Origin of the sequence: Actinopolymorpha singaporensis, from assembly GCF_900104745.1 — a bacterium.
Taxonomy (GTDB): domain Bacteria; phylum Actinomycetota; class Actinomycetes; order Propionibacteriales; family Actinopolymorphaceae; genus Actinopolymorpha; species Actinopolymorpha singaporensis.
The window spans coordinates 2,037,622-2,063,023 of sequence record NZ_LT629732.1; the positions used below are offsets into that span (position 1 = coordinate 2,037,622).

At 66.7% G+C, this 25,402-nt stretch carries 20 protein-coding genes, 1 tRNA gene and 1 pseudogene; 8 read left to right on the forward strand and 14 right to left on the reverse strand.

The window, feature by feature from the left end; all coding sequences use genetic code 11:
- Positions 1-67 precede the first annotated feature (67 nt).
- Together BLU27_RS09245 and BLU27_RS09250 are read left to right on the forward strand one after the other, a co-directional pair.
- A complete protein-coding gene (locus BLU27_RS09245; protein WP_241827874.1) occupies positions 68-1,681 on the forward strand; it encodes an alpha/beta hydrolase in 1,614 nt (537 codons plus the stop codon).
- A 53-nt stretch (positions 1,682-1,734) separates the two neighbouring features.
- Positions 1,735-1,808, forward strand: a tRNA-Thr gene (locus tag BLU27_RS09250).
- A gap of 381 nt (positions 1,809-2,189) precedes the next feature.
- Here the strand turns inward: BLU27_RS09250 and BLU27_RS09255 are convergent.
- On the reverse strand, positions 2,190-3,320 hold the full coding sequence (locus BLU27_RS09255) for an MASE1 domain-containing protein (RefSeq protein ID WP_092652405.1): 1,131 nt from the start codon (positions 3,318-3,320) through the stop codon (positions 2,190-2,192).
- A 531-nt stretch (positions 3,321-3,851) separates the two neighbouring features.
- On the opposite strand from BLU27_RS09255, the gene BLU27_RS30300 reads away from it, so the two are divergent.
- The gene (locus BLU27_RS30300; RefSeq protein ID WP_241828003.1) at positions 3,852-4,097 is read left to right on the forward strand and encodes an aldo/keto reductase; all 246 of its coding nucleotides are present in this window, start codon (positions 3,852-3,854) and stop codon (positions 4,095-4,097) included.
- 607 nt (positions 4,098-4,704) lie between these two features.
- On the opposite strand, the gene BLU27_RS09265 is transcribed toward BLU27_RS30300, so the two are convergent.
- Entirely contained in the window at positions 4,705-6,009 is a 1,305-nt protein-coding gene (locus BLU27_RS09265; RefSeq protein ID WP_092652407.1) for an MFS transporter, read from the reverse strand.
- Between the two features lie 497 nt (positions 6,010-6,506).
- Positions 6,507-6,824, reverse strand: a complete 318-nt coding sequence (locus tag BLU27_RS09270; RefSeq protein WP_092652409.1) for a helix-turn-helix domain-containing protein — start codon at positions 6,822-6,824, stop codon at positions 6,507-6,509.
- A 637-nt stretch (positions 6,825-7,461) separates the two neighbouring features.
- On the opposite strand from BLU27_RS09270, the gene BLU27_RS09275 reads away from it, so the two are divergent.
- Entirely contained in the window at positions 7,462-7,965 is a 504-nt protein-coding gene (locus BLU27_RS09275) for a hypothetical protein (protein ID WP_092652411.1), read from the forward strand.
- Positions 7,966-8,116: 151 nt separating this feature from the next.
- On the opposite strand, the gene BLU27_RS09280 is transcribed toward BLU27_RS09275, so the two are convergent.
- From BLU27_RS09280 to BLU27_RS09305, 6 genes and pseudogenes are all read right to left on the reverse strand, one after another.
- Positions 8,117-8,626 (reverse strand): helix-turn-helix domain-containing protein, encoded by a 510-nt coding sequence (locus BLU27_RS09280; RefSeq protein ID WP_157728360.1) that lies wholly within the window; start codon positions 8,624-8,626, stop codon positions 8,117-8,119.
- A gap of 102 nt (positions 8,627-8,728) precedes the next feature.
- Positions 8,729-10,378 carry an integrin alpha gene (locus BLU27_RS09285; protein WP_092652415.1) on the reverse strand — a complete coding sequence of 550 codons (1,650 nt, stop codon included), beginning with the start codon at positions 10,376-10,378 and terminating at the stop codon, positions 8,729-8,731.
- A gap of 801 nt (positions 10,379-11,179) precedes the next feature.
- Positions 11,180-12,328, reverse strand: a complete 1,149-nt coding sequence (locus tag BLU27_RS09290; protein ID WP_197681748.1) for a tyrosine-type recombinase/integrase — start codon at positions 12,326-12,328, stop codon at positions 11,180-11,182.
- A 167-nt stretch (positions 12,329-12,495) separates the two neighbouring features.
- On the reverse strand, positions 12,496-12,711 hold the full coding sequence (locus BLU27_RS09295) for a helix-turn-helix domain-containing protein (protein ID WP_092652419.1): 216 nt from the start codon (positions 12,709-12,711) through the stop codon (positions 12,496-12,498).
- Between the two features lie 30 nt (positions 12,712-12,741).
- Positions 12,742-14,298: pseudogene (locus BLU27_RS09300) on the reverse strand (replication initiator).
- Positions 14,299-14,471: 173 nt separating this feature from the next.
- Positions 14,472-14,693 carry a hypothetical protein gene (locus BLU27_RS09305; protein WP_092652421.1) on the reverse strand — a complete coding sequence of 74 codons (222 nt, stop codon included), beginning with the start codon at positions 14,691-14,693 and terminating at the stop codon, positions 14,472-14,474.
- A 320-nt stretch (positions 14,694-15,013) separates the two neighbouring features.
- On the opposite strand from BLU27_RS09305, the gene BLU27_RS09310 reads away from it, so the two are divergent.
- On the forward strand, positions 15,014-15,622 hold the full coding sequence (locus tag BLU27_RS09310) for a helix-turn-helix transcriptional regulator (protein WP_197681751.1): 609 nt from the start codon (positions 15,014-15,016) through the stop codon (positions 15,620-15,622).
- Between the two features lie 143 nt (positions 15,623-15,765).
- On the forward strand, positions 15,766-16,797 hold the full coding sequence (locus BLU27_RS09315; RefSeq protein ID WP_157728362.1) for an acyltransferase domain-containing protein: 1,032 nt from the start codon (positions 15,766-15,768) through the stop codon (positions 16,795-16,797).
- Positions 16,798-17,466: 669 nt separating this feature from the next.
- Here BLU27_RS09315 and nicT read toward each other — a convergent pair.
- Complete coding sequence (gene nicT, locus BLU27_RS09320) at positions 17,467-19,023, reverse strand: Nickel transporter NicT (protein WP_479683696.1); 1,557 nt, start codon at positions 19,021-19,023, stop codon at positions 17,467-17,469.
- Here nicT and BLU27_RS09325 point away from each other — a divergent pair.
- Entirely contained in the window at positions 18,962-19,330 is a 369-nt protein-coding gene (locus tag BLU27_RS09325) for a hypothetical protein (protein WP_092652429.1), read from the forward strand. The genes nicT and BLU27_RS09325 overlap by 62 nt on opposite strands.
- A gap of 1,434 nt (positions 19,331-20,764) precedes the next feature.
- Here the strand turns inward: BLU27_RS09325 and BLU27_RS09330 are convergent.
- A complete protein-coding gene (locus BLU27_RS09330; protein WP_092652431.1) occupies positions 20,765-21,817 on the reverse strand; it encodes an NAD(P)-dependent alcohol dehydrogenase in 1,053 nt (350 codons plus the stop codon).
- Between the two features lie 425 nt (positions 21,818-22,242).
- On the opposite strand from BLU27_RS09330, the gene BLU27_RS09335 reads away from it, so the two are divergent.
- On the forward strand, positions 22,243-23,241 hold the full coding sequence (locus tag BLU27_RS09335; RefSeq protein ID WP_197681752.1) for an NAD(P)H-dependent flavin oxidoreductase: 999 nt from the start codon (positions 22,243-22,245) through the stop codon (positions 23,239-23,241).
- Between the two features lie 26 nt (positions 23,242-23,267).
- Here BLU27_RS09335 and BLU27_RS09340 read toward each other — a convergent pair whose 3' ends face one another.
- The 3 genes from BLU27_RS09340 to BLU27_RS09355 all read right to left on the reverse strand — a co-directional run bounded on the left by BLU27_RS09340 (position 23,268) and on the right by BLU27_RS09355 (position 25,355).
- A complete protein-coding gene (locus BLU27_RS09340; protein ID WP_092652433.1) occupies positions 23,268-23,702 on the reverse strand; it encodes a tautomerase family protein in 435 nt (144 codons plus the stop codon).
- A gap of 344 nt (positions 23,703-24,046) precedes the next feature.
- Positions 24,047-24,424: a hypothetical protein gene (locus tag BLU27_RS09350; RefSeq protein ID WP_157728364.1), complete on the reverse strand. Its 378-nt coding sequence runs from the start codon at positions 24,422-24,424 to the stop codon at positions 24,047-24,049.
- Between the two features lie 151 nt (positions 24,425-24,575).
- Positions 24,576-25,355, reverse strand: a complete 780-nt coding sequence (locus BLU27_RS09355) for an SDR family oxidoreductase (protein ID WP_092652437.1) — start codon at positions 25,353-25,355, stop codon at positions 24,576-24,578.
- Positions 25,356-25,402: the final 47 nt, after the last annotated feature.

Below are 25,402 nucleotides of genomic sequence, written 5' to 3' on the forward strand. Positions count from 1 at the left end.
GGGACGGGCCACCCAGCGGGATCTCGTAGGGTGGCCGCAGGAACGAACGCCGAAGGGTGGACGACGGGTGCGACAAAAGAGCGCAAAGCAGCTCTTCGCGGCGCTGACGGTGCTGATCCTGATGGTGGCGACCGGCTGCGCTCTCGCGCCCCGCGCCAGTGACTCGGCCGGCCGGACGCAGGATCACGGCGGCAGCTCCAGGTCGGCGGCCGGGCCCGTTGCCACTGCCGAGCCCGGCGAGCCGGCGCCGATGCCCTCCGACGTGCCCGCCGGTCTGCGGCCCTACTACGAGCAGAAGCTGCACTGGGTGAAGTGCACCAGCGGGGCGTCGTTCCAGTGCGCCGCGCTTCGGGTGCCGCTCGACTACAGCCGGCCGGGCGGCCAGTCGATCGAGCTGGCGGTGTTGCGGTTGCCCGCCAGAGACCGAGCGAAGCGGCTGGGCTCCCTCGTCATCAACCCGGGTGGCCCGGGCGGGTCCGGAGTGGAGTACGCCGCCGCCGCGCCCTGGGTGGTGAGCAAGCCCGTCATCGCCCGCTACGACATCGTGGGCTTCGACCCGCGAGGGGTCGGCAAGAGCGCGCCGGTCGACTGCCTGACCGACAAGCAGATGGACCACTACCTCGCCATCGACGGGTCGCCGGACAACACCACGGAGCAGAACGACCTGATGAAGGAGGCGCGCTTCTTCGCCAACGGCTGCAAGGCGCGCAGCGGTGCGGTGCTCGGGCACGTGTCCACTAAGGATGCCGCGCGTGACATGGACGTGTTGCGCAGCGCGCTCGGCGACAAGAAGCTCACCTACCTCGGTAAGTCCTACGGAACCTTCCTCGGTGCGACGTACGCCGGGCTGTTCCCCAAGCGCGCGGGGCGCCTCGTTCTCGACGGTGCGATCGACCCGACGCTCAGCGCCCGCGCCCTCGGCCTTGAGCAGGCGAAGGGATTCGAGGTGGCGCTTCGGGCGTTCATCCAGGACTGCGTGAGCCGCAAGGACTGCCCGCTGGGCTCGTCGGTCTCCGAGGCGTACCGGACCATCGACGACTTCCTCGCCAGGACCGACAAGACTCCGCTGAAGACCAACGACCCCTCCCGCAAGCTCACGCAGTCGCTGGCGGTCACCGGGATCATCATGCCGCTGTACGTGAAGGAGTACTGGCCGCGGCTGCGGACGGCGATGCGGTCCGCGCTGGCGGGCAACGGCAGTGGTCTCCTCGCGCTGGCCGACGAGTACGTCGAGCGCAATCCCAACGGCACCTACCGGAACAACTCCGGGGAGGCGATCGTCGCGGTCAACTGCCTCGACCGGCCCGATCTCAAGTCGGTCGCCCAGGCGCGGGCCGAGCAGCCGGCGTTCGAGAAGGCCTCGCCGCGGTTCGGCAGCTACATCCTCTGGGGCTCACTGAGCTGTGCGGCGTGGCCGTTCAAGCCGACCGGCCGGCCCGGGCCGATCCACGCCAAGGGCGCGCCCCCGATCCTGGTGATCGGCACCACCCGGGACCCGGCCACGCCGTACGACTGGGCGGTCCGGCTCGCCAAGCAGCTCGACTCCGGGGTCCTGCTGACAAGGGACGGAGACGGACATACCGGGTACATGCAGGGCAACCAGTGCATCGACCAGCTGGTCGACCGGTTCCTGATCGACGGCAAGCCGCCGCGCTCGGGCACCGAGTGCCCGGAGGGGTGACGAGCCCGGCCGAGGCGCCCGGTATGCTCATCCCTCGTGTCTTCGAGACACTTGCCGCCTTAGCTCAGTCGGCCAGAGCGACGCACTCGTAATGCGTAGGTCGTGGGTTCGATTCCCACAGGCGGCTCCGCCCGTTTCCGCTGGTCAGACGGCATGAACTCTCTCTGGTAACGGCCGGGTTGGTCGTGGCGTGGCATGAAATCGTGCGTCGCTCACCTTGAGCGGGAGCCACGTTGATCGACAGAATTTCAAGCCGCTCACGTGCAGTGGGACGACCGAACTGCACGCGGCTGTTGCGCGCATCGAGGTAGCAGGCGAGGGGCGGTTCTGCGCCTCCGCCGCCGGCCCCTTCCGGTCGGCATCGCGCTCCTGCTCGTCGTGCTGGTGCCCACGGTCGTCGCCGGGGCGATGACCGGCCGTTGGCTGCCCGTCGGCGTGGTCGCCCTGCTCGGCGCGACCGCGTGGTGGGGATTCGGCCTGGTCTGCGGCGCCTCAAACTCACCCGCCGCTACGGCGCCAGCCTGCTTGACCGCCAGGGCGTGGTGTTGGTTGGTCCTGTTCGACCGGGACGACGGCGCCCACCGAGGTGGCAGTGCCGCCGGATAACTTCACAGCCGCAGCGCGAGACCGCGTCATAGGCGGGAAACGCTCTTTCGCCGTCGGCAGCCTTCGAGTCCGACGCCGTCAGCGCATGGAGACGGCTACCGGGCGACGTTGACGCCCTGGCCCTCAGGTCGGGCGTGTACGACCGGATCGCCGCCAGGCGTCGGGGCATGACGGTGGGCTGGCCACGGGTGAGGTGCGGGAGGCGAACGCGTCCCGCACCGGAGTAGCGCTCCCTGCGGGTTGTCGACGAGACGAGACGCTGATCTTCGCTGACGATCATGGCTTTTGCGTCGGGATGCCAGCGCGCATTGGGTGAGGCGAGCAACGAGCAAGAGGATGCACCGACAAGTCGGAACCGCCATGCCGCCCATCCGACGAACACGAACGCGACGTACAAGGTTCCGATCGTTTTGGTGGCCAGTAAGACGACAACGAAGGAGCCGATCACCAGGGCGAGAATCTCGATCCACTGGCTCCGGCGCAATGGACGGTCACGCCACCGCCGATTCCGAAGGGACAGCAAGAACGGTGTGACAGAAATGACGCCCATCACGTCCCCGGTCCACCACGTCAACCAGCTGGCAAGCGAGAATGGGATCCCCCCAAAGATCACCCGCGCGCCGACAGCGAAGGTTGCACTGATCGTCGTGGCGGCGAAGGCAGCGAGCAACACCAGCGCCAAGGCGTCCCTGATCCGGTCCAGCTCGATCCTGAATCCGACTCTGCGGAGCAGAAAGTACCCGCACAGAGGCGCCAGGGTTACTCCAACCGTGGTCAACAGGGCGGAGGCCAACGGGACGCCAGGGATCGTCGCCTCAATCGGGAAGGCCCCCACGAAGATGCCCGGGGTGACAATCGGGCCGAACAGGAGAAGCCCCACAAGGGCAACGCCCGCCGCAGGCCACCAAGGGCGGACACCGTGTCCCGTACCCAGAAACATCAGGCCAAACTTGCCAGTCGCGTACCAGGCGGCGGCCACGCCCAAGATCTGGCATCCCACGACCAGAAGACGGAGCGCTCGGGCTCTGTCCATGAACCCACCTTAGGGCGACGCCGCCAACCTGTGCGCACGCGGCCTGGGCATGTGCATGTGGCCGCCTGGCAGTGCACGAAGGACCTCTGGAGTGACGCTCAGCGCCACGAGCAGACCGTTAGACGACTGGCCAGATGTCACACCGTCGCCAAGGACCGCAGAATCAGGCTCGCCAACATCGTCGACTTCTTCCGCTGGCTGGATAGCACCGGGCACCGTCCGTCTCAGTTCCCGTCTCATTCAGCTCCGTTCGCGACCGTACGGGAAGGGCCCAGGGCCTCCGAACCGCGCCGCGCGACACTCCGATAATCGCTAGCGAACCCGGCGCAGCACACCTGCTAAGCCCGGATCCACCGGCGTCTCCAACTTCGAGCAGCGAGACCTGGAGAACATCCTCGGGACCTGCACGGTGGCGCCTCAGGTGAACCAGCTGCTCGTGCACGTGGGGAACACCCCGGCCGAGCTCATCGCCTACTGCGAAAGCAAGAGCATCCTCGTCCAGGCCCACACTCACCGATCGCCCATGGCGAGATCCTCAAGAACGCAGAGGTCGCCGCCATCGCGAAGCGCTACTCAGTGACCGTCCCACAGCTGTGCATCCGCTACACCATCCAACTCGGCACCGTGTCGCTGCCGAAGACGGCCAACCCTGACCACATGCGCGACAACGCCAAGGTCGACTTCGTCATCTCGGACGAGGACATGGACATCCTGCGCAGCCTGCGGTTCCAGGACTACGGCGACCACAGCGCATTCCCCGTCTACAGCGGAAAGTAGCCCGGGGCGCCCAAGGGGCCGGTAGTCGTCGCAGGCGTACGCCGGCCCCGGCGCCGTCCTGCATGATCGGGATCTCGGCAGATCAGTGCGTTGGCGGTTCTCAGACTTCTAGGCCGTCGCACATCAGCTGGCGGACATGTGTCGCGGATCAGTCGTCGGATCACAGATGTCTTGAACGATGTCTTGGACGACTGCCTAGTGCCAGATGATGGGTGACGCTTCGGCTTCAGTTGAGGGGTAACGGGTTCTAGGCCTGCTGTGCCCGTTCCGGGGCGGTGTAGGCCTTGTAGCGGGTGGCCTCACGGCCGCCGCGCGCCCGCCAGGCGGCGCCGGCCCTCCCTCCGTGCCTTCGGCGCCCGGTCGGCCGGCGCGGCTGGGCGCGACAAGAGGGCCGCCAGCAAGACTGGCGACCCTCATCAGGTCCCGCTCCGCGGGACCAGAACCGTGCCTGGCTGCTGGCGGCCCGGAGGCTTTAGCCACCTCGCTTGGTCCGACCTCCCGGACCAAGCCAGGACACCGGCCAAACCCGCCGGCCCGCTCAGGGTTGTCAGCCGCAGAGCGCATCGCAGGCTCAGGAGCCAGCGGTTGGGTGGCCGGGCTCGAATACTCAGGACGACACCGAGGCGTTGTCGTCCTCGTGTCGCGCGTTGCGTAGTGGGGACACCGACACGACGAGTGCAGCCAAGGTGAAGATGATCGCTCCGATGCCGATCGTCAGGTGGTAGCCCAGGAAGGTCATGAGGAGCCCTGCGAGGAGGGCACCGAAGAAGTAGATGACTCGGTTCACCGTTCGGATCGTTGAGTTCATGCGCCCCTGTATGGCGTCTGGCGCAACGGCCTGACGGTACCCGGTGTCGTTTGCGTCCTCGATGCCCATGGCGAGGCAATAGATGAATTGGGCGACCGAGACAACGGCCAGCGCGACGCCGACGCCAGTGCTCGCGGTGAGCGGCGCGACGGCGAGCGCGAGCCAGGGGATGATGACCAGAGTTCGGCCGAGGAGGATCGCCCGTCCCGCCCCGACTCGCGCACCGACTGCAGGTGCGGTAAGCGCACCGAGGAAGCCACCTACACCACCCGCGGCGAGTGTGACGCCGTACGCCCATGCTGGCATGTTCAGCTCGCGGAGAACGAAAACCGCGAAGACCGTAGACACGATGCTGTTCGCGAGGAACCAGGTGTGCACGGAGATCGCCAGCGGGCGGAGTGTCCGATGTTGGTACGTGTACCGCATCCCCTCCGCGATGTCGTGGCCGAGATGGCGGCCGTGAGGACGAGGCTCTGGTCCCGGCTCGTCGACCCTGATTCGAGACTGCAGGAAAGCCGCGATTGCATTGATGGCGGATTCGAATGCGAACAGGATCGGCGCGCCCACCAGGTTGAGCAGTGCTCCACCCAGCGCAGGCCCGACCGTGCTCCCGACCGTTTCACTTTGACCGAGCCGAGCGTTCGCCATCACGAGCGAGTTCCTCGGAACGATACGTGGCAGGAACGGCTGAGCGGCTGAGTCCCCGAACAATGTGAGGACGCCGAGCACCAGAACGACGGTCGCGAGTGACCAGAAGTTGAGTGTGTCGGTAAGCAACAGCACCGGCACGGAAGCCAAAGTCACCGCGCGGCCGACGGTGGTGATTATCAGTGCCCGCTGCCGGCGCCACCGATCCATCAGTGCACCGATGATCAACCCGAGGAACAGGTACGGGACGACGCCGAGCGCGCTCAAGATGCTGATCTGGACGGGCGTGGCGTCAAGGGTTCTGACGATCAGGATCTGGAACGCGACGCCTGCGATCGCACCTCCGAATGCACGGATCGTCGAGGCGCTCCAGAAGAAGGCGAAAGCCGGCAGACGAAGCACTTCGCGCGAGGGAGGTGCGACCGTGGGGTCTGACTGAACCGCCTCATCGCGCATCCGCGCAGGGTATCGTCCGGCCGAGCTGGCACCGCCCGGCTCGACGGCGGCGACCGCTGGCGGCCAGATCGAGGTCGCGAGGACCCGGGACGTGGACCCCGAAGTACTGAGCATCAGACCGGCCGGGTACTTCAGTGCGGCTACGGCGCCGCTGTCGCCGGCGACGTACCAGGACTCATCAACTCTCGCTCGCCAACCTGATCGAAGCGTGCTGGCCGCTTGAGTAGCTGGTGCCGAGCTCAGGTGTGGTCTCAGTTCTTACTCGTTCGAGTTCGTTCAGGACCATCCGAGCAAGGCCATGCACGCCTGAACGAGGCCTGCCGACCACTCCGAAACAGCCTCCGTGCTGCCTTGTAATGCGAAGCTCCCAGCATGATTCGCCCAAGCTGCGGGGACAGCAGTCTGTTCCCCGAGCCGAGACACTCTCGAGGGTCCCGAACTCTCCGCCCAAGCCAGCACACCCGCTAGACCCATCAGCCCTGCCGTCAGGCGCTCCTTCAGGTGTCGGCCCTGTCCGAGGGCTTCCGGTAGAGCGCTGTGGGCCGCCACAGCTGCGGCCACGACGAACCCGGCACAAGCTCCGCCACGCCGAGCTCGCGCAACCGGTTGAGGGTGTTGCGTACGTTCCCGTCATCGGTCCGGCCGAGCATCTCGGTGATCTGGCGCGGTGACACGCCCTCCTCGCCGTTCACATCGAGCAGCGCCGCCACCTGCCTCTGCATCGAACCGACCAGCCGGTCTTTGAAGTCCGGCTGTGCTGTCGGCGCGGCGGTGAAGGCGGCCGCCAGCTCGGCCGCCGCGGTGGACAGCGTCATAAGGAACTGAGCAATGGCACGGTCCCGGTGGTCCGGCGATCTCTCCGTCACTTCTGCACCGATTCCGTAACCCGATGGTGGGCAAGGAGGGCCCTACGGCCGATCCCCGGCCCAGTATCGGTGCCGGCCCTCCCGCCCGATCAGCAGCATACGCGCCCACTCGCACACTTGTTCGACGGATGGGGAGGTGGGGGGACCCTTGTGGTGCCACACCGGACCCACACCTTTGGACGCAACCAGTCCACCACTGAAGGCAACAGATGATCATGACCAGGGTGACGACGGCCCAGGCCGCGGCCACGTTCGCGAGATAACGCACACTGGGGGCAGCCGTCTTGATCAAGTCCGCGGGTTTGGAGTTCGAGTCCCCGATCTGAACGACGTGCCGCGTGGTCTGAGCGGCCCCTGCGCTCGGTCTGCGCGTAGGCTTTAAGGCCTTGGCCGGCGCAGGATCTGGCCCCGGCAAGGGCCCGAAATGGCTCGATGGCAGCGAATCGCGCAGAAACTGCGCAAGCGAGCGAATGAGCTGCGAATGCTCGCCGCGCGGCTGAGGAGTCGTGCGGTTGAGCACCGCATCAGGGCGTGGACCCTTGCCAAGGAAGCGCGATCTTCGCGAGAACACCAAGATGCTGCCTCCTTGCGTGACGAGCGTGCCACGGCTGACCGGGCACGGGCCGACGCCCACAAACGCGCCGTCCAAGCACACGCCCGCCGACTCACCGCCAAAGCCGAACGCAAGCTTGTAGAGACGGGATCTATCAACGCCGAGGACCGCAACCGATACGCGGACGAGCGAGACCGGGCCGCCGACGAGCGAGACCGGGCCGCCGACCAACGGGCCCGGGACGCCGAGCAGTACGAAGAGCACCTCGAGGAACGCGAAGACATCACCCGCAGACGCGAGCACCTCGCCGACCAACGAGATGAAGCCGGCGACCACCGAGACGAGGCCGCCGACCACCGAGACCAGGTCTCCAGTCATCGAGACGATGCAGGCGACGAGCGGGACCACGCCGCTGACCAACGAGAAGCAGCCGAGGATCAGCGGGACGAGGAGGACCCCGAACGCCTCACCACAGACAAATGCGAGCCCGTTGTCGACCAACCCCGCCGCGTGGGTGATGGGCCGACCGACCGCTGAACCAGCCCCCATCCCCTGGTACGTCAGGACCGACACAGAAACCCTGCCGCGCGTCCGGACCGGGGACACCGCATCCAACCTTGCCGACCTAGCCACAGCCGGCCCACTCAGCACCCAGTCCAGACGCCAACGGTGACGCCAACACACCCACTCAACGCCGGTCAGGACGCATCCAACCAAGATCATGACGAGCGTGAAGGGGACTGCCGCGCCGGTGTCGATAGGTACGGCCTGTCCGTAGGGTCATCGCGTCGGTGACGACGATCAGGCCGCGGTAGACGGCCTCGTAGATGGTCTCGGTGCAGACGTGCCAGGAGCGCCGCTTTGGCCAGCGTCGACGCAGCCATCGACCGATCAGCACCGGAGACCATTGCAGCTCGAGCTTGCGGGCAACGACAAGCCGCAGCCGCTCGTCGATGACGAACCGGTGCTGCTTCGCACGGCGCCGACGCCGGTGGGCCTGGTTGTGGGCGAACCACGGCTGGTAACGGCCGTCGGGCGTACTGTTGCGCTTGATCTCCCGATAGACGCTTTGGAAGCTCTTGCCGATCCGAGCAGCGATCGACTTGACCGGCTCGCCGGCCGCCAGGCCTTCGGCAATTTCGATCCGGTCATCCTGGGTTAGGTAGCGGCGGCTGATGGGTTGCTCGATGAACCTCACACGGTCAGCGTCGATGAACCACAACGAGTCACAGGCGGCCGAGTCGACCAGCGGAGCTCAGCCGGATCACCTCAACGGTGTCAAGTTCACGGGAGATGATTGCTAGGAGCGGCTGCTCCGCTCGGCGATCTGGTGCCCGTACGAGTCCAGGTAGAAGTCCGCGAAGCGGAGGCTGGCCCCCGACCAGGCGGTCTTCGGGGAAAGGCCGCTCGAACCGCCGCCGAACGTCGTGACGGAACCTGCCGTGACCTCGGCCGGCTCCCCGCCGATCTTCTCGCCGGGCGACGTGACGACGGCGTCCAGCCCACCCCTGCCGTCGAGATTCAGCAGAGCCACCACGTGGCCGAATCCGTCGCCGCTCTCCGCGGCGCCCGGAACGCTGCCGTGACCCTGGTCCCAGGCCTGCGACCCGGTGCCGGTCAACCCCGACGCCGAACCGCGCAGCAGCACGACGGCACCCGCGTCGACCGCACCGCCCAGGTCCTCACCCGGCACGCCGACGAGCAGGTCCGCCCTGCCGTCGCCGGTCACGTCACCCGCGTCGACCGATGCACCGAAGTGGTCCTGCGCCTCGCGACCGCCGGGCACTCCGGCGGTGTCCTGGTGCAGCACCCGGATGCCGGTGGCGGACAGGCCGGTGGACCGGCCGGCGAACACGGCCACGGCGCCGGAGCCGACCGTGGTCCCGGCGTTGGTCGTGGGCACCCCGACGATCACCTCGCCGTAACCGTCGCCGTTGGTGTCGGCGACGGTCGCCGTCCTGCCGAAGTAGTCGAAGACGGTATGGGCCTGGCCGCTCGCCGCGGCGGCCCGCTGGCCGGTGACCGCCGTGGCTCCCGATGAGGCGACACCGGTGGCGGCACCGCGCATCAGGGTGACCATGCCGCTACCGTTGTCGACGCCCTCGTTCTCACCGGTCGCCCCGATCACCAGGTCGGCGTACGCGTCCCGGTCGACCCGGCCGATGGCGACGCTGGCGCCGAAGGAGTCCTGGAACTCCGCGGCGCCGGGCACGGAGGCCAGGTCCTGGTTGAGGCTGACGGCACCGCTGGTGGTGATGCCGGCGGCCCCGCCGCGCAGGACGGTCACCGAGCCGGCGTCGCGGTCGCCGCCGAGATCCTCCTGCGGTGCCCCGACGGCCAGATCGTCGCGGCTGTCTCCGGTGAGGTCGCCGGCCGCAAGGGAACCGCCGAAGTGGTCGCCGTCCTCCGAGACACCCGGCACCCCGGCCGTGTCCTGGTCGATGTGGACGGTGTTGGCAAAGGCGAGGCCGCCCGGGCCCCCCGGCACGATCCAGACGCCGCCGGCGGGGGTCGGGTCCGTCGCGCTGTCCGGTTCGCACGGTGCACCGATCACCAGATCGTCGTACCGGTCCCCGTTGAAGTTGCCGGCCGCCACGGCATAGCCGAAGCAGCCGTTGATGAACTGGCTGGTGAGGTGATCGGTGTACGGCGCGGACGAGTAGCGGACGATCACCGTCTCGTTGCCGGGGAACTCCGGGGACCACTGCAACCGGAAGATGTACGCGGCGCCGGCGACATCGTCCATGCCGTCGCCGTCGAAGTCCGCCCGTGTCGTGCCCGTGCCGGTCACGGCCGTCTTCGGCGTCGCCACGCGGTAGCGGTTGACGGCGTGGCCCTCCCGGGTGACCGAGCTGGTCTGCACGTCCGCAGCCGAGGCGCCCGGCGGCACTGCCAGCACCACGGCGCCCAGGACGATCCCCGCCAGCCCCAGGGTGGCGCTCCGTCGCATCCTCGATCCCCCATCGTCGTTTTGTCCGGCGGAGTCTACGGACGGCGACGATCAACAGGCAACACGCACCGAGCTGATCCATCCGAACATACGAGGTCGTCCGACGCCGCGTCGTGCGGGCTCACGAGCGCGGCGGTGCGGTGAGCGAGATGCCTGCGCGGACGGGCGGTCCGGACCGGCGCCGCAGAACAGACGACCCCCGTCGGGGGCGACGGCCGTAGCCCAAGGGTGAGAACCCGCGAATTAAGAGGGCTCCCGCCGCACAGCGGTCAACACGCCCCACCTCGCCGCTAGCCGCGCGGGCGCCCGCGTGTCCACTCCGATGACCCTCGCCGCTTGCCACATGTGCGTGCGGCCGACCGTCATGTCCGGGGCGGGGAATGCTCTGCCGACTGGGGTTGCCCCGCTTTGACGGATAGGGTTGATGGCTTGGTCAGGCTATCTGTTCGGTGAACTGCTCAGCGTTGGCGTGTTCGTACTCGGTGGGTGTGAGGTAGCCGAGTGCGGAGTGGAGTCAGGTGCCGTTGTACCAGGTGGCCTTGGTTCGTGGCATGGCTTGTGGCATGAAGTGGTGTCAGCCGTTGGCAAACGGTGGGGTTCGTGGGGGAGTACGTGGGGGTGAAGTTGCTGGTGGAGGGCTAATTGGGTGTTGGCGGCGGTTCTCGTAATACGTAGGTCGTGGGTTCGATTCCCACAGGCGGCTCCACCCAAAATCGCCTCTGACCTGCGGAAACTCGGTCGCCACAGTAGGCCGACCAAACCGTCGTGGCCTCGTGGTCTCAGTTGTGGTCTCAATTGGGCTCACTGCGCACCCCCGAAAAGGGCCCGACCGATCCGTGCTGCCGCGTCCTGAGCGAGCACTGAGCCGACGTGCGTGTAGCCCTGCGTGACCCTCAGGTCAGAGTGCCCGAGGATCTCCTGAACCACGCGGATGTCGACGCCCTGCTCCAGGAGCAGCGTCCCGGCCGTGTGCCGGCCGTCGTGGACCCGAGCATCTCCGACCCCGGCCATCTTCAGCAGCGTCTTCCACTCCTCCCAGTCGTCCCGCGGGTCGATCGGCCGGCCGTTGGGCTGCGCGAACACCAGGTCGTGGTCCTCCCACAGATTCGACGCGGTGACCCGCTCCCGCTCCTGCCACGACCGGTGGGCCTGGAGCACCTCGACGAGCTCGGGCGGCAGCGGAACGGTCCGCCGGCTCTTGCCCTTCGGCTCCCGGAACAGCAGACCGCCGTTGCGGCGCTGCGGACACCTGGACGCGTGCCGCGTACACCCCTTCGGGCATACCGGCGGACATCCTCGCTTCGCCTCCGCATGCACGGCACAGCCCGACGGGCACGGCCGCGTCTTGTGTAAGCGAGCCCCGCAGGCGTGCGGATCCTCGCAACCATGTCGCCATGCGGTGCGCTGCAGCTGCCAGAACACCTTGACCGTCCGTTGCCCGAGGTCCAGGTAGGACCAGCGCAGGCCGAGGACCTCGCCCTGGCGCAACCCGAGGGCCAGGCCAACCGACCATCGTGCGGCGTTACGGCGACCCCGGGATGCCCGCAGGATTCGGCGAGCTTCATCCTCGGTGAAGGCCTTCATCGCCGGTGGCCTCGCCGAGGGAGCGTCGACGAGCCGGGCCACGTTACGGCTGACCTTGCCGCGACGAAGCGCCACCTCCAACGCCCGGGACAGGATCCGGTGCACCTTCAACGCATGACTCGGCGCCTTTCCTACGTCGATCATCCGCGTGTACAGCCGGTCGAGCTGCTCCGGCTGCAGACGGTCCAACCGCACACCGCCGAGGTGAGGGAGTATCCAGGTCCGAGTCTTCGACCAGTAGTCGTAGTGCGTCTTCGGCGCCAACTCCCTGGCCGCGATGTCGTCGAGATACACCGTCATCCACTCCCGGACGGTCGGAGCGCGGCCCGCCTTGCTGATCGTTCCGCGGTCCCGGTCCCGTTCCAAACGGCGCACCTTCTTCCGTACCTCGGCTTTACTTCGTGCCCGGACGTGACGCCGATCAGGCCGACCGTCGTCTCGGTAGCCGACCCATACACGGCCATGCCACCAGCCGTCACTACCGAGGTAGACGGAGGAATGCAGGTTCGGTGCTCGTCCCATCGCCGCCGACCTCAGGCGGCCGGAATCGAGTTCGCCAGACCAGCCACGTACCTCTCGATCGCAGCCACCGAGATTCGGCGTCGACGGCCGATACGGACACTGTCCAGCTGGCCCGTCTTGATCAACTCGTACACCGACGTACGCGAGATCCTCAACGCCTGCGCGGTCTCCTCCGCCGTGAGAAGGAACGTCACGGGCACCGTCACCTTGTGGTCCTTGCCTTCCATCGTGTGTCTCCCTTCGTTGTCTGGCGAATGTCAACCCGACGTTGCGATCTCCAGCCGTCCGGTCTGGCGTTGTTCGCGGGCCATGGCGGCGGCGGTGTTGGCGAGCATGGCGTCGCCGGTGGTGTGCCAGCCAGTACCGGCGTAGACGAGTTCGCCGATGACCTCCAGGACCTCGTTCTCCTCAAGGTGCTCCGACGACTCGTGGTGAGCCCTGCGGTAGTCGATACGTGCTTGGCGAAGCCGTTTGAAGGTGGTGGAGTAGCGGCGGGATTTGGAGAAGAAGTGGCCGCCATAGCCGAGCATGTGCGCCCACCTGCGTAGCGCGTAGTACCAGCTGTCCCGCTACTCGTCCGCGGGCTGGCGGCCCTTCTGGCTGAGCCGCCAGCACGCCTCGATGATCCGGCCGGGGTGGGTGCTGTTGGCATAGAAGTCGATGGACTCCTCGGTGATCTTGCGAGAGCTGTGCCCGGCCACCTCCGTCGCCTTCGTGGCGTACTTGGCCAGGTAGCCGGCGACGGCCGGTCCGGACAGGAGCCGCCGGCGCCCTTGCTTGTCCGTCTGGTCGGCCTGGTCAAGCTCGTCGACGACCCGTTCACCGGTGAGCGGGTCCTCCCCCCGCAGCCGGACAGGCCGGAGGTCGACCTGTTCACCCCAGCGGAGTAGCCACCCGTCGGGCCGGTCGACGAGGAGGCGCCCACGGCGTCCATAAACGACCAGGGGCGGTGTGCGCCAGGCGGTGTCGGCGACGGCGTGTTCGAGGATCCAGGAGAGCAGGAACACGTTCGCCCACTCCGGCGGTGCCACCACCTGGTCTGGGTCGAGGGGGTGGATGCCGTCGAAGCGGGCGAGGATGTGGAAGTGGACCAGGCCGCGGCGCTGGAACTCCGCGACCTTCCCGAAGCTGATCCGTACCGGCACCTTCGAGGTGACCTTGCCCGTGGACGGGTTGACCACGCGTTCGGTCAGGCCGTGGCGGCGGGCCCACTTGCCGAGTTCGCGGTTGGCTTTCATGGTGGTGCGGCGCCACAGTTCGCCGACCAGGCCGTTCCAGACGGCGTGGTGGTCGTAGTCGTAGCAGTCGCCGCACAGGGGCCGGCCGAGCCGCTCGTCACCCTCGCTGTGGCGGGTCATGCAACGCGTCTCGACCCCGTGCGGGCAGACCTCCGAAGTACGCCTCGCCCGGCACGGTGCGGGCTTCCCGGTTTTCTTGTTGGTGCGGGTGGTGTGCACGACACCGAAGCCGGGTGCGGTGACGGTCGCGAACACCGCCGGATGCCCACTGACTGTCTCGGGGACGCTTTTGCCGCCGCGCATGCCGGCGAGGACGAGTTGGTAGGCGTCGACCCGGTAGATCTCCGAACACGACGGACACACCGACGCCCTGCGGTTGCCGCACGCCTTGTAGATCACCCCGTCCGGCATGTCGACCGTCGACCGCTCCAGGCTTTGACCGGTGACCTCGCCGGTGGCGGTGTTGACGGTCGCGGTACGGAACTTCCCGGCCAGTCGGACGGGGTTGGTGCAGCCGGCGGCGGAGTGGACGTGGGACAGCCAGCGGCCGTAGTCGTCGCGGGTGGCACGCCGCATCGCCGAATGCTTGGTGAAGCGGTCTTGGTCGTCGACGAGCTCGGCGCGTCCGGCGAGCCATTCGTCGTAGTCGGCCAGGCGCAGGATGCCCGTGTTCTTGGCGGTGGCCTCGGCAGCGGCCACCGGCCCCGGCACCGTGGTGGTGTCGGTGGTGATGGTCGTGGTCGAGTCGGTCACCCGCCCCGCCTGGTCGACAGGTGGGTGATCTTGCGGTCTTCGGGGCGGGTGCCTTCCCGGGCCGCGCAGGCCGGGCACAGGGCATTGGCGCCGTCGACAACCCAGCCGAAGTCGGCAAGGTCTTCGCGGTCGCAGGGCAGCTCGTTGTGGCTGGTCTCGAACTCGGCGTCGCAGGAGTCACACGCGGCGCCCCACACGTGATACGAACGCACGGCCATGCCGGCCTTCCTTCTTCGTCTGGTGAGCGTGGTTGGTGTCGCTGCAGGTTCGTTCGCCATGGACTGCAGGCGAAACTGCAGGACACCGAGGTCCGTTACCTGGAATCAAAGGAAAGGAGGCACCACGCCTCACCACACGCCACCGTGTGGCGCCGTCTACGCGCCCGACTCCCAGATGGTCAGCCGATCTGACGGCGAGCCGCGCGTAACGAAGTTGCCCAAAGAAAGGGGCCGGCAAGTCCGCTCAGCGGACAGCCCAACCATGGTGGGACCGATGAGTCCAGTTGTCAAGGAAGAACGCGCCCGCCGAAGATGTAGGCATGGAAATGTCGCAGGTGCTTCGTATCCGGCGTCGTGAGCTGGGCTTGTCACAAACACAGCTGGCACAGGCAGCCGGCGTCCACATGCGGCAGATCAGGAGATACGAAGCAGGCGAACAACAGCCGGTGTTTCCCGTCGCAGTAGCCATCGCGAAGGCACTGGACATCTCACTCGCCGAACTCGCCGGCATGCCCACCCACCGCGTCAACCTCACCGGTGACTGGTGGGCCTCCTGGCAGACGCCGAAGGACCACCAACAGCACGTCACCGCCCAGGAGATCAGGATCGACCAGCAGGCCGAGCTCATCCACGTCGTCACCACGACCCACGGCAGCTCCGCCGAAGGCGGCTACATGTGGAGCGGCGAGCTACGGCTATGGGACAACGAGATCCTGATGGGCTGGTACACCGCCGCCGACGGATCAGTGCACTCGAAGGGAACCGTCTACATCGTCCTGCACACCCACGGCGACAGCGCCCGAGGCCGCTGGGTGGGACTGAGCGACCACGGGCAGATCATGACCGGCTGGGTCGGGCTCGGAAAGTCCGAAGACGACGCCCGCGGCATCATCGACCAGCTCAAAGCCAACGAGCGCAAGCCTGCATGACATCAGCGACGTCATCGTCACCACACCCGACGCCGACTGGCTCGCAGCTTCACCCGCCGAGCAACCGGCTAACGGGCTGGGTGGTGTGTCATTCGTCACACGAGTCGTGCATCCTGATCATGTCTTGTGCTGGGATCGAGAGCATGACCACTTCGGAATCCGCTCGTTTGCCGCACGATCTAGCTGCCAGGTTGGGCATGCCCGACTCAGACCAGAACCGGTTGGCGCTAATGCCGATCGGTCCAGACATCCAACTGCCTGCGGATGGCGAGGCGAAGAAACTCCTCGAGTTCTGTTCAGTCAGCGAACCGGACCAGGCGGCGATGCTGCAGGCACGCCCCGATCCTGTACAGCATCCTGACTGGTGGTGGCTGCTGCGCGGGACGGTGGCCGAGTTACGGACCCGGATGGATCGCCCGTTGCCCGCCAATGGCTACACATCCTGGCCGACGGTCCCCGAGGATTCCGGTCCGGTCGGGATGTTTCTCTACGCGTGGGCGCTGCTGGCTGCAGTGCCTGACCTAATCGGTGTGCACCGGCGGCGCGGAATCTCGGAGGCAACGACCCGAGACGCGGTCAATGACCTTGGCGGAGTGATGAGTAGCCATTACGAAGTCACCGGGCTTCGGGGCGTTGGGCTCTTCCCGCTGTGGGGGCCGCCGCAGTCATTTTGCGGGATCGATCTCGGCATCGGCCGACACAGCTTCACCCGCACAGAGATGGCCTTCAGTGACGGACTGGCCGGATTCGCACTCCAGGTGCACATTCCGCCGATTGGGCCGCTCGTGGAGGAGGAGTCTGTGGCCTCGATCGATCACGCGCTGACCTTCTTTGCCAGGCACTACCCCGACGAGCCGGTTTCTGCCCTGGTCTGCAAGTCGTGGATGCTGGATCCGCAGCTACGTGACTACCTGAAGCCGGACTCCAACCTCCTGCGGTTCCAGCATCGGTGGCAACTCATACCTCACCTGCCGATGGACGACGTGAGCGAAGGAGACCGGGAAATGATGCGGCTTGGACTGCAGGTCCGAACACCTGAGAGTGGCGATCTCAGCGAGGAGCACCTGGTGCGCATTCCCCAAGACACCACTCTTCAACGGGCCTTCGTCGACCACATCCGTTCCGGCGGCCATTGGCACAAGCGCACAGGGATCCAATGGCTTCTAGGTGAATAATCTGGACCTCACAGCATCGGCCGCCAGTTCGAGCGCAAGGGCGACCCGGCGCTGCCTCTATTAGGGAGGACGGGGGTCAGGGGGAGCGCCCCTGGGTTCTCGTTGAGTGAGGGCCCAGAGGCTTCCGCCCGGCGAGCCCGAGGACGGCCGTCCACGGCCGCCCGCAAGGGCGGAGCCGGGCGGTGTGCAGCGTCAAGCACCTACTGACACACCACCGTCAAGCACCTACTGGGACAGGACAGAACCTCATCCCCGAACCGGTGAGGAGTTTCCCTACGTCTTCAAGGGCGGCCACCGGCCGCCGCGCGCCCGCCCCAACGGCGCCGGCTCTCCCTCCGCGCCTTCGGCGCCCGGTCGGCCGGCGCGGCTGGGCGCGACAAGAGGGCCGCCAGCAAGACTGGCGACCCTCATCACGTCCCGCTTCGCGGGACCAGATGCGTGTGGGTGGTGCCGGGCCGGAGGCTTTAGCCACCTCGCTTGGTCCGGGACCCTAAGGCCGGCGGCCCACGGTGGGCGGTTACGGGCGGGCAGCCAAGCTGCCCACCGCGCCGGGCAAGGCTACGGGCCGCCGGCCTCCCGGACCAAGCGAGGACACCGGCCAAACCCTCCGCCCCTCGTGCGACGCTGACCAGCGAGGTGCTGGCGGGACCGCGGCCGCTGGTGTCGTGGTCAGGATGGTGAGGCGGCCTGGTCGGGGTCGGTGCGGGTGGACCATTTCTGTTCGATATGGCCGACCTTCCAAACCGTCAGGGCGATGGCCCAGGTCAGTACGAACAGTCCGACGATGCCGAAGCCGACGTACTCGAGGTTCAACCCGGCCAACCATGCCAGGGGCCCGGAGTCGATGCCCAACTGGTCGGTGAGCAGACCGAGCAGGACCAGGGCGCCGATGACCAGCGCCACGGTGACCGAGAGCACGGTGACGGTCAGGTTGTAGAACACCTTGCGGACCGGTTTGAGGAACGCCCAGCCGTAGGCCCGGGACATGAACACCCCGTCCGCGGTGTCGAACAGGCTCATCCCGGCGGCGAAGAGGACCGGAAGAACGAGGATGGCGTACCAGGGCAGAACGAACGCTGCGGAGCCGGCGGCAAGCACCAGCAGTGCGACCTGGGTGGCGGTGTCGAAACCGAGCCCCATCAACAGCCCCACCGGATACAGGTGCCTGGGCTTGGACACCCGCCGTGTCACCCGCCCCAGGAACCGGGCGAGGAAACCACGATTATGGAGGTGGCGCTCCAGCTCCTCCTCGTCGAACCGACCGGCCCGCATCCCGCGGAATACCTTCGCGATCCCGACGACAGCGACGAGGTTCATCAGGCCGATCAGTAACAAGAACGCACCGGCGACGATCGTGCCGACCAGGCCGAGTGTCTGCCCGACCTGCGACTGGTCGTTTTGGACCACGCCGGCGACCGACCGTATTCCCAGCGCCAGCAGCAGGCTCGCGCCGAACACCACCGAGGAGTGGCCAAGGGAGAACCAGAACCCGGTACTGACCGAGGATGTGCCCTCACCGACAAGCTTGCGGGTGGTGTTGTCGATGCAGGCGATGTGGTCGGCGTCGAAGGCATGGCGTACCCCGAGCAGATAGGCGGTCAGGCCGACCCCAGCCCCCAACACACCCGCACCACCCAGGTGATACTCCCGAGGCGCGACCGCCAACAGCAGCACCCCCCACCCCAGCACATGCAGCAGCAGAACGGTCCCGGTCATCCCACCCTGCGAACCCCACTCGCCACGCGTGAAGCCCTTCCGAAGGCCACCGGCGAGTGCTCTGCGGACTGTCGTCGTCTGAGTGTCAGTGACCATGAGTCCTCGCGGGTCGGAACGGAAGCGGGTGGGCCAGCCACCGCGCACCCAGACAGTCTCGCTGCACAAGGCACGTAGTTGCAACTTAGTCGCATCAAGCCCACAGCGGCGCAGCGGGTCCGTCGAGACCCGCCCGGCGGAGCGGTCGCGTACAGCAGAGAAGTACAGCAGCCAGGCCGGCCGGAGGTATCCAACCGTGATCACTACGAACCTGCTGACCTGCGCAAACGCGCTCACCCGACCGTCGCGCCCGTTGATGGCATGGAGCGGGTCAGTCCACGAACGGTCCGTGACGCTGCGCCCGACCTCTGCACGTCTGCTGTTCCGGGTCCAAGCCACTCTCGCAGGTGCCATGATCAAGCCGTCGTCGGCACCGGAGGAGGTGGACGCCTTGAACCTCCCACTCGTAGCCATCGACCGCGGCAACTGGGTCGGTGTCTTCGACTCAGTGGTCGAGCTCACCGGATACGTCGAGTGGGTCGCCGTCCTGGACGACGAGTACCAGTTGTGGGATGCGGCCGGCCGCCGGCTCCAGCTCCGCGCGACCACGGACGGCAGGATCGAGGTCGCGAGCACCTGGAACCTCGAACCGGAGGCGCTGCGCGACAAACTGGCCGGGTACATCAGCGCAGCGACCGCGCCGTTGTCGCCGACGATGGACCTCAACCCTTGCGACCTGTCGCTAGGCGACTTGATCGAAGCGTGCCGACCGCTCGAGTAGCTGGCCTCGACTTGGCCGCGCGTGGTCTCAGTTGTGGTCTCAATTCCCACCCGTACGAGCCCGTTCAGGAACCACCTGACCACGGCCACACACGCCTGAACAAGGCCCACCAGCCACGCCGAAACAGCCTCCGTGCTGCCTCGTAATGCGTAGGTCGTGGGTTCGATTCCCACAGGCGGCTCCGCCCGTTTCCGCTGGTCAGACTGCATGGACTCTCTCTGGTAACGGCCGGGTTGGTCGTGGCGTGGCATGAAATCGTGCGTCGCTCACCTTGAACCGGATCCACGTTGATCGACAGGATTTCAAGCCGCTCACGTGTAGTGGGACGACCGAACTGCACGCGGCTGTTGGTGTTTTTCGTGGACCGGCACGCGTAGGCATTGTGGATCTGGTTGGACCGGTTCCGCGCATCGAGGTATTAGGCCAGGGGCGGTTCTGCGCCTCCGCCGCCGGCTCCGTCCGGTCGGCATCGCGCTCCTGCTCGTCGTGCTGGTCCCCACCGTCGTCGCCGGGGCGATGACCGGCCATTGGCTGCCCGTCGTCGTGGTCGCCCTGCTCGGCGCGACCGCGTGGTGGGGAGCCGGCCTGGTCTGGTCGCGAAGACCTACACATTCACAATCTTCCGGCACGGTGACTTCGAGCGGTGAGACGCGTCCGGCGACGCCGACGAGCACGCGCCGAACGCCTCCGGGGACACCATCAGCGACCTGTTCGAGTCGCCCGGCGCCGAGGCCCTTCACCGACCGGCCCGGTAGGAGCTTGGTCAGGCTGATGGAGACCTGGCGTGTGGGTCGCGTTCAGGGGCGAACCCCTCGTCAGGGCCCGACGGCGAACGCTAGCCCGGTGGAGTTGACGCCCCCGACGTGTACCCGTTTTGTTACCGTGCTCGTGGCGCCCCGCCCCTGCCCCCGTGGGGTGGGGCGTCCTGCCTGTCCTCATCTGTCTTCATGGTCGATGGTCGCGATGTGAGCATCGATGGCTTGGATCATCCGGGCGCGGAAGAAGTCCGTGATCACGGTGTCGTTGCGGACGCGTTCCCGTAGCCGATGCATCTGCTCCCGGCGTTGGCCCTGCCGCGGACGGTGCGGGGTCGGCTGAGTATGTCGATGATGCGGTCCACACGGTCCGGAGCGTTGGCCAGCGCCCACACGGCTCGGCGTCGTCTGGCTTCGATACGTGCGGGCAGGTCGCCCACACCCTCGGGAAGGCGGCGGGGAGGGTGTGGATTCGGAGGGTGCGGATTCTGGCTCACGAGGCGTCCTTCCAGCCGTTACGGTTGCCGTCCATATTGCCGCCCCATGATCGCTGAAGCTCACACAGCGAAGACCACCCACGGCACGCTGCAGCGGACCATAGGATCGACCGCCTCGCCGGGTGCATCCAGACAGCGCACGGGCGCGCGCCCATGTCGGTCCGAACCGCCAGGTCGAGCGGTCATTCGAAGACGATGACTTGTCGTCCAGAGACCTCGCCGCGCCCCAGGGCCTGCAGGTTCTTGTTGATGTCCTCGAGCTTGACTTTGGTGACGTTGTGTTTGATGAGGCCGGCTTCGGCGAGGGAGAGCACTTCGACGAGGTCCAAGTGGTTGCCCCAGAAGGAACCGAAGTAGGACAGCTCGGTGCCTACGAAGGGGAACTGACGGTGCTCGACGCGCTGGCTCATGAGGCCTACGGCCGTTAATGCCCCCTCGGGGCCGAGCAGGTCAAACCCCATTGAGACGGATGTCTCGCTGCCTACGCAGTCCAGGATGGCGTTGACTGTTCTTCGGCCGGTCAGCTGTTCCAGTTCGGCCTGGATGGCGTCGGTGGACTTGTCCTTGACGTTGATCCCGTGGTCCGCGCCGTTCTCCTTCGCCAATTCGAGCTTGCTGTCCGTGCGCGCGAAGGCCACCACGGTCGCGCCGCCTCCGAGCAGTTTCGCGTATTGAACCGCGTAGCTTCCCAGCCCGCCGATACCTGTCACTGCAACGGTGCGGTCCGGGCCGAGCTTTCCTGCGTCCCGGAGCTTCCTCATCCCACGGTAGGGAGTCATACCCGCGTCGGTCATGGGCGCGAGGAGCTCAGGCGCCTTCGCGGCCTCCTCCGAAACCGGGATCGCATGTCGGTACTGCACAGCCATGTACTCGGCAAAGCCTCCCGGAGGACCGAAGCCCACCCAGCGGCCGTTGCCGCTGCAGAGTTGCTCGTTGCCTTCGCGACATTGTCGGCACGTGCCGTCTCCCCAGCTGGGGTTGACGACCACCATGTCGCCCTCCGAGTAGCCCACCGTTTTCGGTATACCGCTGCCCAGTCGCGCCACTCGGCCCGTGATCTCATGGCCGGGGATGTAGGGGAGCGTGACGGGGAACGGGTCCTTGAAATAGCCGTCAAGGAGTTGATAGTCGCTTCGGCACATCCCAGTTGCCGCAACCTTCAGCAGAATCTCATCTGATCCGGATTCTGGTACGGGCACCTCCTCGACTCGAAGGGGTTCCCCGTATCCGTACATCCGGGCTGCTCGCATCTGCATCACATTGCCCCGCTTTCACTGACAACCGGAAAGAATTGCTCGAGTCGCACGGAGTGCGCAGGAAAATGCTCTTCTGACCTCAGATGCCGACGCTAAAAGGTAGGTTACCACGTAATCAAACTGCTAAATCTTGGCCGACTCATCGGAGATTCTATTGCCGTTTCATGATGTCGACAAAATTGCAGATTCAAGATACACGTGCACGGTTGGCGGGCATGTAATCTGCACCGTGGCAGCAGAAGGCGTCCCCACCTTCCTGCCAGTGGTATCCGGGCGGCTGGGCTGCAGTCGGCTGGCTTGCCAGACTGGAGCGGTGGGGGCAAGCTCGCAACAATCCGCATGACCTCCTTGCGTGTCGTGCCGTGTCGCCCGTCGACGCGTCGTTACACGGCTAGGGTTCGGCCATGTTGCGGACCAGGTTCACCGACATGTTCGGGCTTGCCTATCCGGTGATGTCGGCCCCCATGGCCCTGCACAGCGGCGGGACACTTGCCGCTGCGGTCTCCGCAGTGGGCGGGCTCGGGTGTTTCGGGGGTACACATCCATGGAAGGGACCCGACTGGATCCGTTCGGAGATCGAGATCATCCGCGCCGCGACGGACCGGCCGTTCGCGGTCGGGTTTATCACACCGTTCCTGCCGTTCACCGAGCCGCTGTTCGAGGCCACGATCGAGGCACGGCCAGCGGTCATCGCCTTGTCGTTCGCCGATCCCCGGCCGTGGCTCGTCCGGGCCAAGGACGCCGGGGCCCGGGTGATGTGCCAGGTCCAGAACTACAACGACGCCGAGATGGCAGTTGCCGCAGGTACCGATGTCCTGGTGGCGCAGGGCAACGAGGCCGGCGGTCACACCGGGACGTGGGGCCTGTTGCCGTTCCTGGCCGGGCTCGTGCGAAGGTACCCCGATGTCCCAGTGCTGGCCGCGGGTGGCATCGGCGACGGGCGAACCCTCGCCGCCGCCCTCGTTGCCGGTGCGGACGGCGCCTGGCTGGGCACGGCGTTCCTCGCTACACCCGAGGCGGTCGAGGTGCACGACGTACACAAGCGCCTGATCGTCGAGAGCGACGGCGGCGACACCGTGTGGACGCGGGCCTACGACATCGTGTCAGGGCTGCCCTGGCCGACAGCTATCGGTGAACGCGTCCGCCGTAACCGTTTCACCAACGAGTGGTCAGAGCGCGAATCAGCCCTGCGGGACCACGCAGAGGAACACCGGAGTGCAGAAAACGCCGAACCTTTCGCCGCACCGCCCGAACCTGACACGAGCGAGATCATGTACGGCCAGTCGGCGGTCTTCGTCGATAGCATCCGCCCGGCCGCTGAGGTGGTGTGCGCGATCAGCGGCGAGGCCGAGACGATCCTGGACTCGCGGCCTCGCGCGCTACTCGGCCGACCGACACCATGAAGGAGGCTGGCCCGAACTCTGCGAGCTTACTCGCCAACCAGCGGAGATGGCCCGTTCTGCTCGGCCCACCGCCGCTCGTCCGGCGATTCTGGAGCAGGAGGAAAGTATCCGTCGATTGTCCAGAACTCGAATGGGGTCTCGTCGACGTGGATCTCCCAGTGAAGGTCCCGGTCCCTGAGAAATGGCGCCAGCGTTTGATTGATGGTTTCCATCCACCACCTGCGCACGCTGGGGTCAGGCGTACGTCGTGCGATGTGGTCGATCCAGATCCTCACGTACCTGTCGTGTGGTTCCCCGCCAACGAAGAAGTCCTCCGCCGAGAAGGCATTGAACGCCACGTTCACGTAGAACCTCGGCAAGCCGAGCAGGTCGGTATACAGTCCGGTAATTCGCGCCGCGAACTGTTTCTTTTCCTCGGCGGTGTACGCCCCCGAAGGATGATAAATGTGCCACATCGGCATGATGAGCCTCCCCGACCAAATCAGCGATCATGCTGTAACGGGAGTAGGTAGTCCAGGTACGCGTGGCAGTACAGGTGGGGCGGATGACCTGGGTGCGCTTCGGACCGGGCCGGTCGTGCCCCGTACGGGGCCAACGATCAGCGGGTCCGGCGTACCAACCGCAGCCAGGTCCTGGTCCGGGTAGTCGAACCGGTTCAGGACGAACCGCATCGCCTCGAGCCGGGCACCTTTCTTGTCGTTGCTCTTGACCACGGCCCAGGGCGCTTCGATGTCAGTGTAGGAAACATCGCCTCCTTCCCCTCGGTGTAGGCGCCCAACGAAACCACCGCCAACACGACCGTTGTTCAGGGCAGGCTCCTGGACACGGCCGGGCAGCCGATTTCGGCGTCGTTGACGTTCACTCCCTCCCCGACGCGGGTGATGGTGCGGTCCGCGAAGGTAGCGCTGTTCAACAAGTCCGCGACGGTGAACACCGACAGCGCTACTGGCTCGTTCGCCATAGAGGTTCTCGCCCCCGACGACCCTGACCTTGACCCGTCGAACTGGACGTACACGGTCCGGATCGTCGGGAAGGGCTTGGACGACACCCTCTCCGGTGTGCCTGTGCCGGTGAACGCGCCCGTGGACACCGGCACGGGTAAGCCGACTATCGACCTCACCGAGGTTGTGTCCGTCGCCTCCTCCGACGGCCGGGGAAGTTGCCTTCGAGGTGGTGTTGCCATCGTCGATCACGATGGCATCGCTGGTAAAGGCCGGCGGTGGTGTCGTGTGTGCGGTGCGCCTCAAGGTAGCGAGCGATGGCCTCCGGCAGTGCGTCCACGGCGATGGTCTGTGGCTGGATGTCGGGCATGACGGTCCTCCCGGGATCGCCGATCAGACGGTCGGTGTGGTGCCGCCGTCGATGACGTACTCGGCTCCGACGATGGTCGAGGCCCGGTCAGAGGCCAGGAAAGCGACCAGTTCGGCCACTTCCTCCGGCCGGTTTGGGCGGCCGAGCGGGATGCCGCCGAGGGAGTCCATGAGTCGGCCCAGTGCTGCCTCATGGGTGATGCCCGCCTCCGGCGCGATGCGGGCGATCAGTTGGTCGGCGGCGGTAGTTTGGGTGAAGCCGGGGGAGACGGCAGTCACGCGCACCCCCTTGGGGGCGACCTCGTTGGCCAATCCCTTGCTGTAAGTAGCCAGCGCGGCCTTGGCGGCTGCATAGGCGAGCGTGGCGTTCCACAGCGGCATGCGCCGCTGGATCGACGTGACGTGCACGATCACTCCCTTGCCAGCCTTGATCATGCCCGGGAGCAGGCCGCGGTCCAGGCGGACGGCGGCCATCAGGTTGGTGTTCAATTCCCGGGCCCAGTCGTCTTCGCTGAGCCCTGCGAAGCCTCCGGCGGGTGCCTGAGATCCGCCGAGGGTGTTGATCAGTATGTCAACTCCGCCCACGCGGGCGTTCACCTCGGCGACGACCTGGGCAGCGCCTTCGACGGTGGTCAGGTCGGCGGCGATGAACGTGTTCGCCTCAACATCGTCGGGACGGCTGCGGGCGGTGACGAGCACGGTCGCTCCGCCCTCGCGGAAGCGTCTGGCAATGGCGGCGCCGGTACCCTTCGTGCCACCACTGACCAGCGCGCGCCGGCCGGCGAAGGATTCGCTGATGGACATAGGGTCACGTTCCATTCCCCCGGAAACGGCGCAGCCACCGCTCTCAC

Coding starts and splice junctions, on each gene's coding strand:
- BLU27_RS09310 (WP_197681751.1), top strand. CDS start 15,014: ATGGAAATGTCGCAGGTGCTTCGTATCCGGCGTCGTGAGCTGGGCTTG.
- BLU27_RS09350 (WP_157728364.1), bottom strand. CDS start 24,424: ATGGCAACACCACCTCGAAGGCAACTTCCCCGGCCGTCGGAGGAGGCG.
- nicT (WP_479683696.1), bottom strand. CDS start 19,023: ATGGCTACGAGTGGGAGGTTCAAGGCGTCCACCTCCTCCGGTGCCGAC.
- BLU27_RS09285 (WP_092652415.1), bottom strand. CDS start 10,378: ATGCGACGGAGCGCCACCCTGGGGCTGGCGGGGATCGTCCTGGGCGCC.
- BLU27_RS09355 (WP_092652437.1), bottom strand. CDS start 25,355: ATGTCCATCAGCGAATCCTTCGCCGGCCGGCGCGCGCTGGTCAGTGGT.
- BLU27_RS09340 (WP_092652433.1), bottom strand. CDS start 23,702: ATGCCGATGTGGCACATTTATCATCCTTCGGGGGCGTACACCGCCGAG.
- BLU27_RS09315 (WP_157728362.1), top strand. CDS start 15,766: ATGACCACTTCGGAATCCGCTCGTTTGCCGCACGATCTAGCTGCCAGG.
- BLU27_RS09305 (WP_092652421.1), bottom strand. CDS start 14,693: ATGGCCGTGCGTTCGTATCACGTGTGGGGCGCCGCGTGTGACTCCTGC.
- BLU27_RS09335 (WP_197681752.1), top strand. CDS start 22,243: ATGTTGCGGACCAGGTTCACCGACATGTTCGGGCTTGCCTATCCGGTG.
- BLU27_RS09295 (WP_092652419.1), bottom strand. CDS start 12,711: ATGGAAGGCAAGGACCACAAGGTGACGGTGCCCGTGACGTTCCTTCTC.
- BLU27_RS09325 (WP_092652429.1), top strand. CDS start 18,962: ATGATCAAGCCGTCGTCGGCACCGGAGGAGGTGGACGCCTTGAACCTC.
- BLU27_RS09270 (WP_092652409.1), bottom strand. CDS start 6,824: ATGACGCTGTCCACCGCGGCGGCCGAGCTGGCGGCCGCCTTCACCGCC.
- BLU27_RS09255 (WP_092652405.1), bottom strand. CDS start 3,320: ATGGACAGAGCCCGAGCGCTCCGTCTTCTGGTCGTGGGATGCCAGATC.
- BLU27_RS09265 (WP_092652407.1), bottom strand. CDS start 6,009: ATGCGCGATGAGGCGGTTCAGTCAGACCCCACGGTCGCACCTCCCTCG.
- BLU27_RS09330 (WP_092652431.1), bottom strand. CDS start 21,817: ATGTACGGATACGGGGAACCCCTTCGAGTCGAGGAGGTGCCCGTACCA.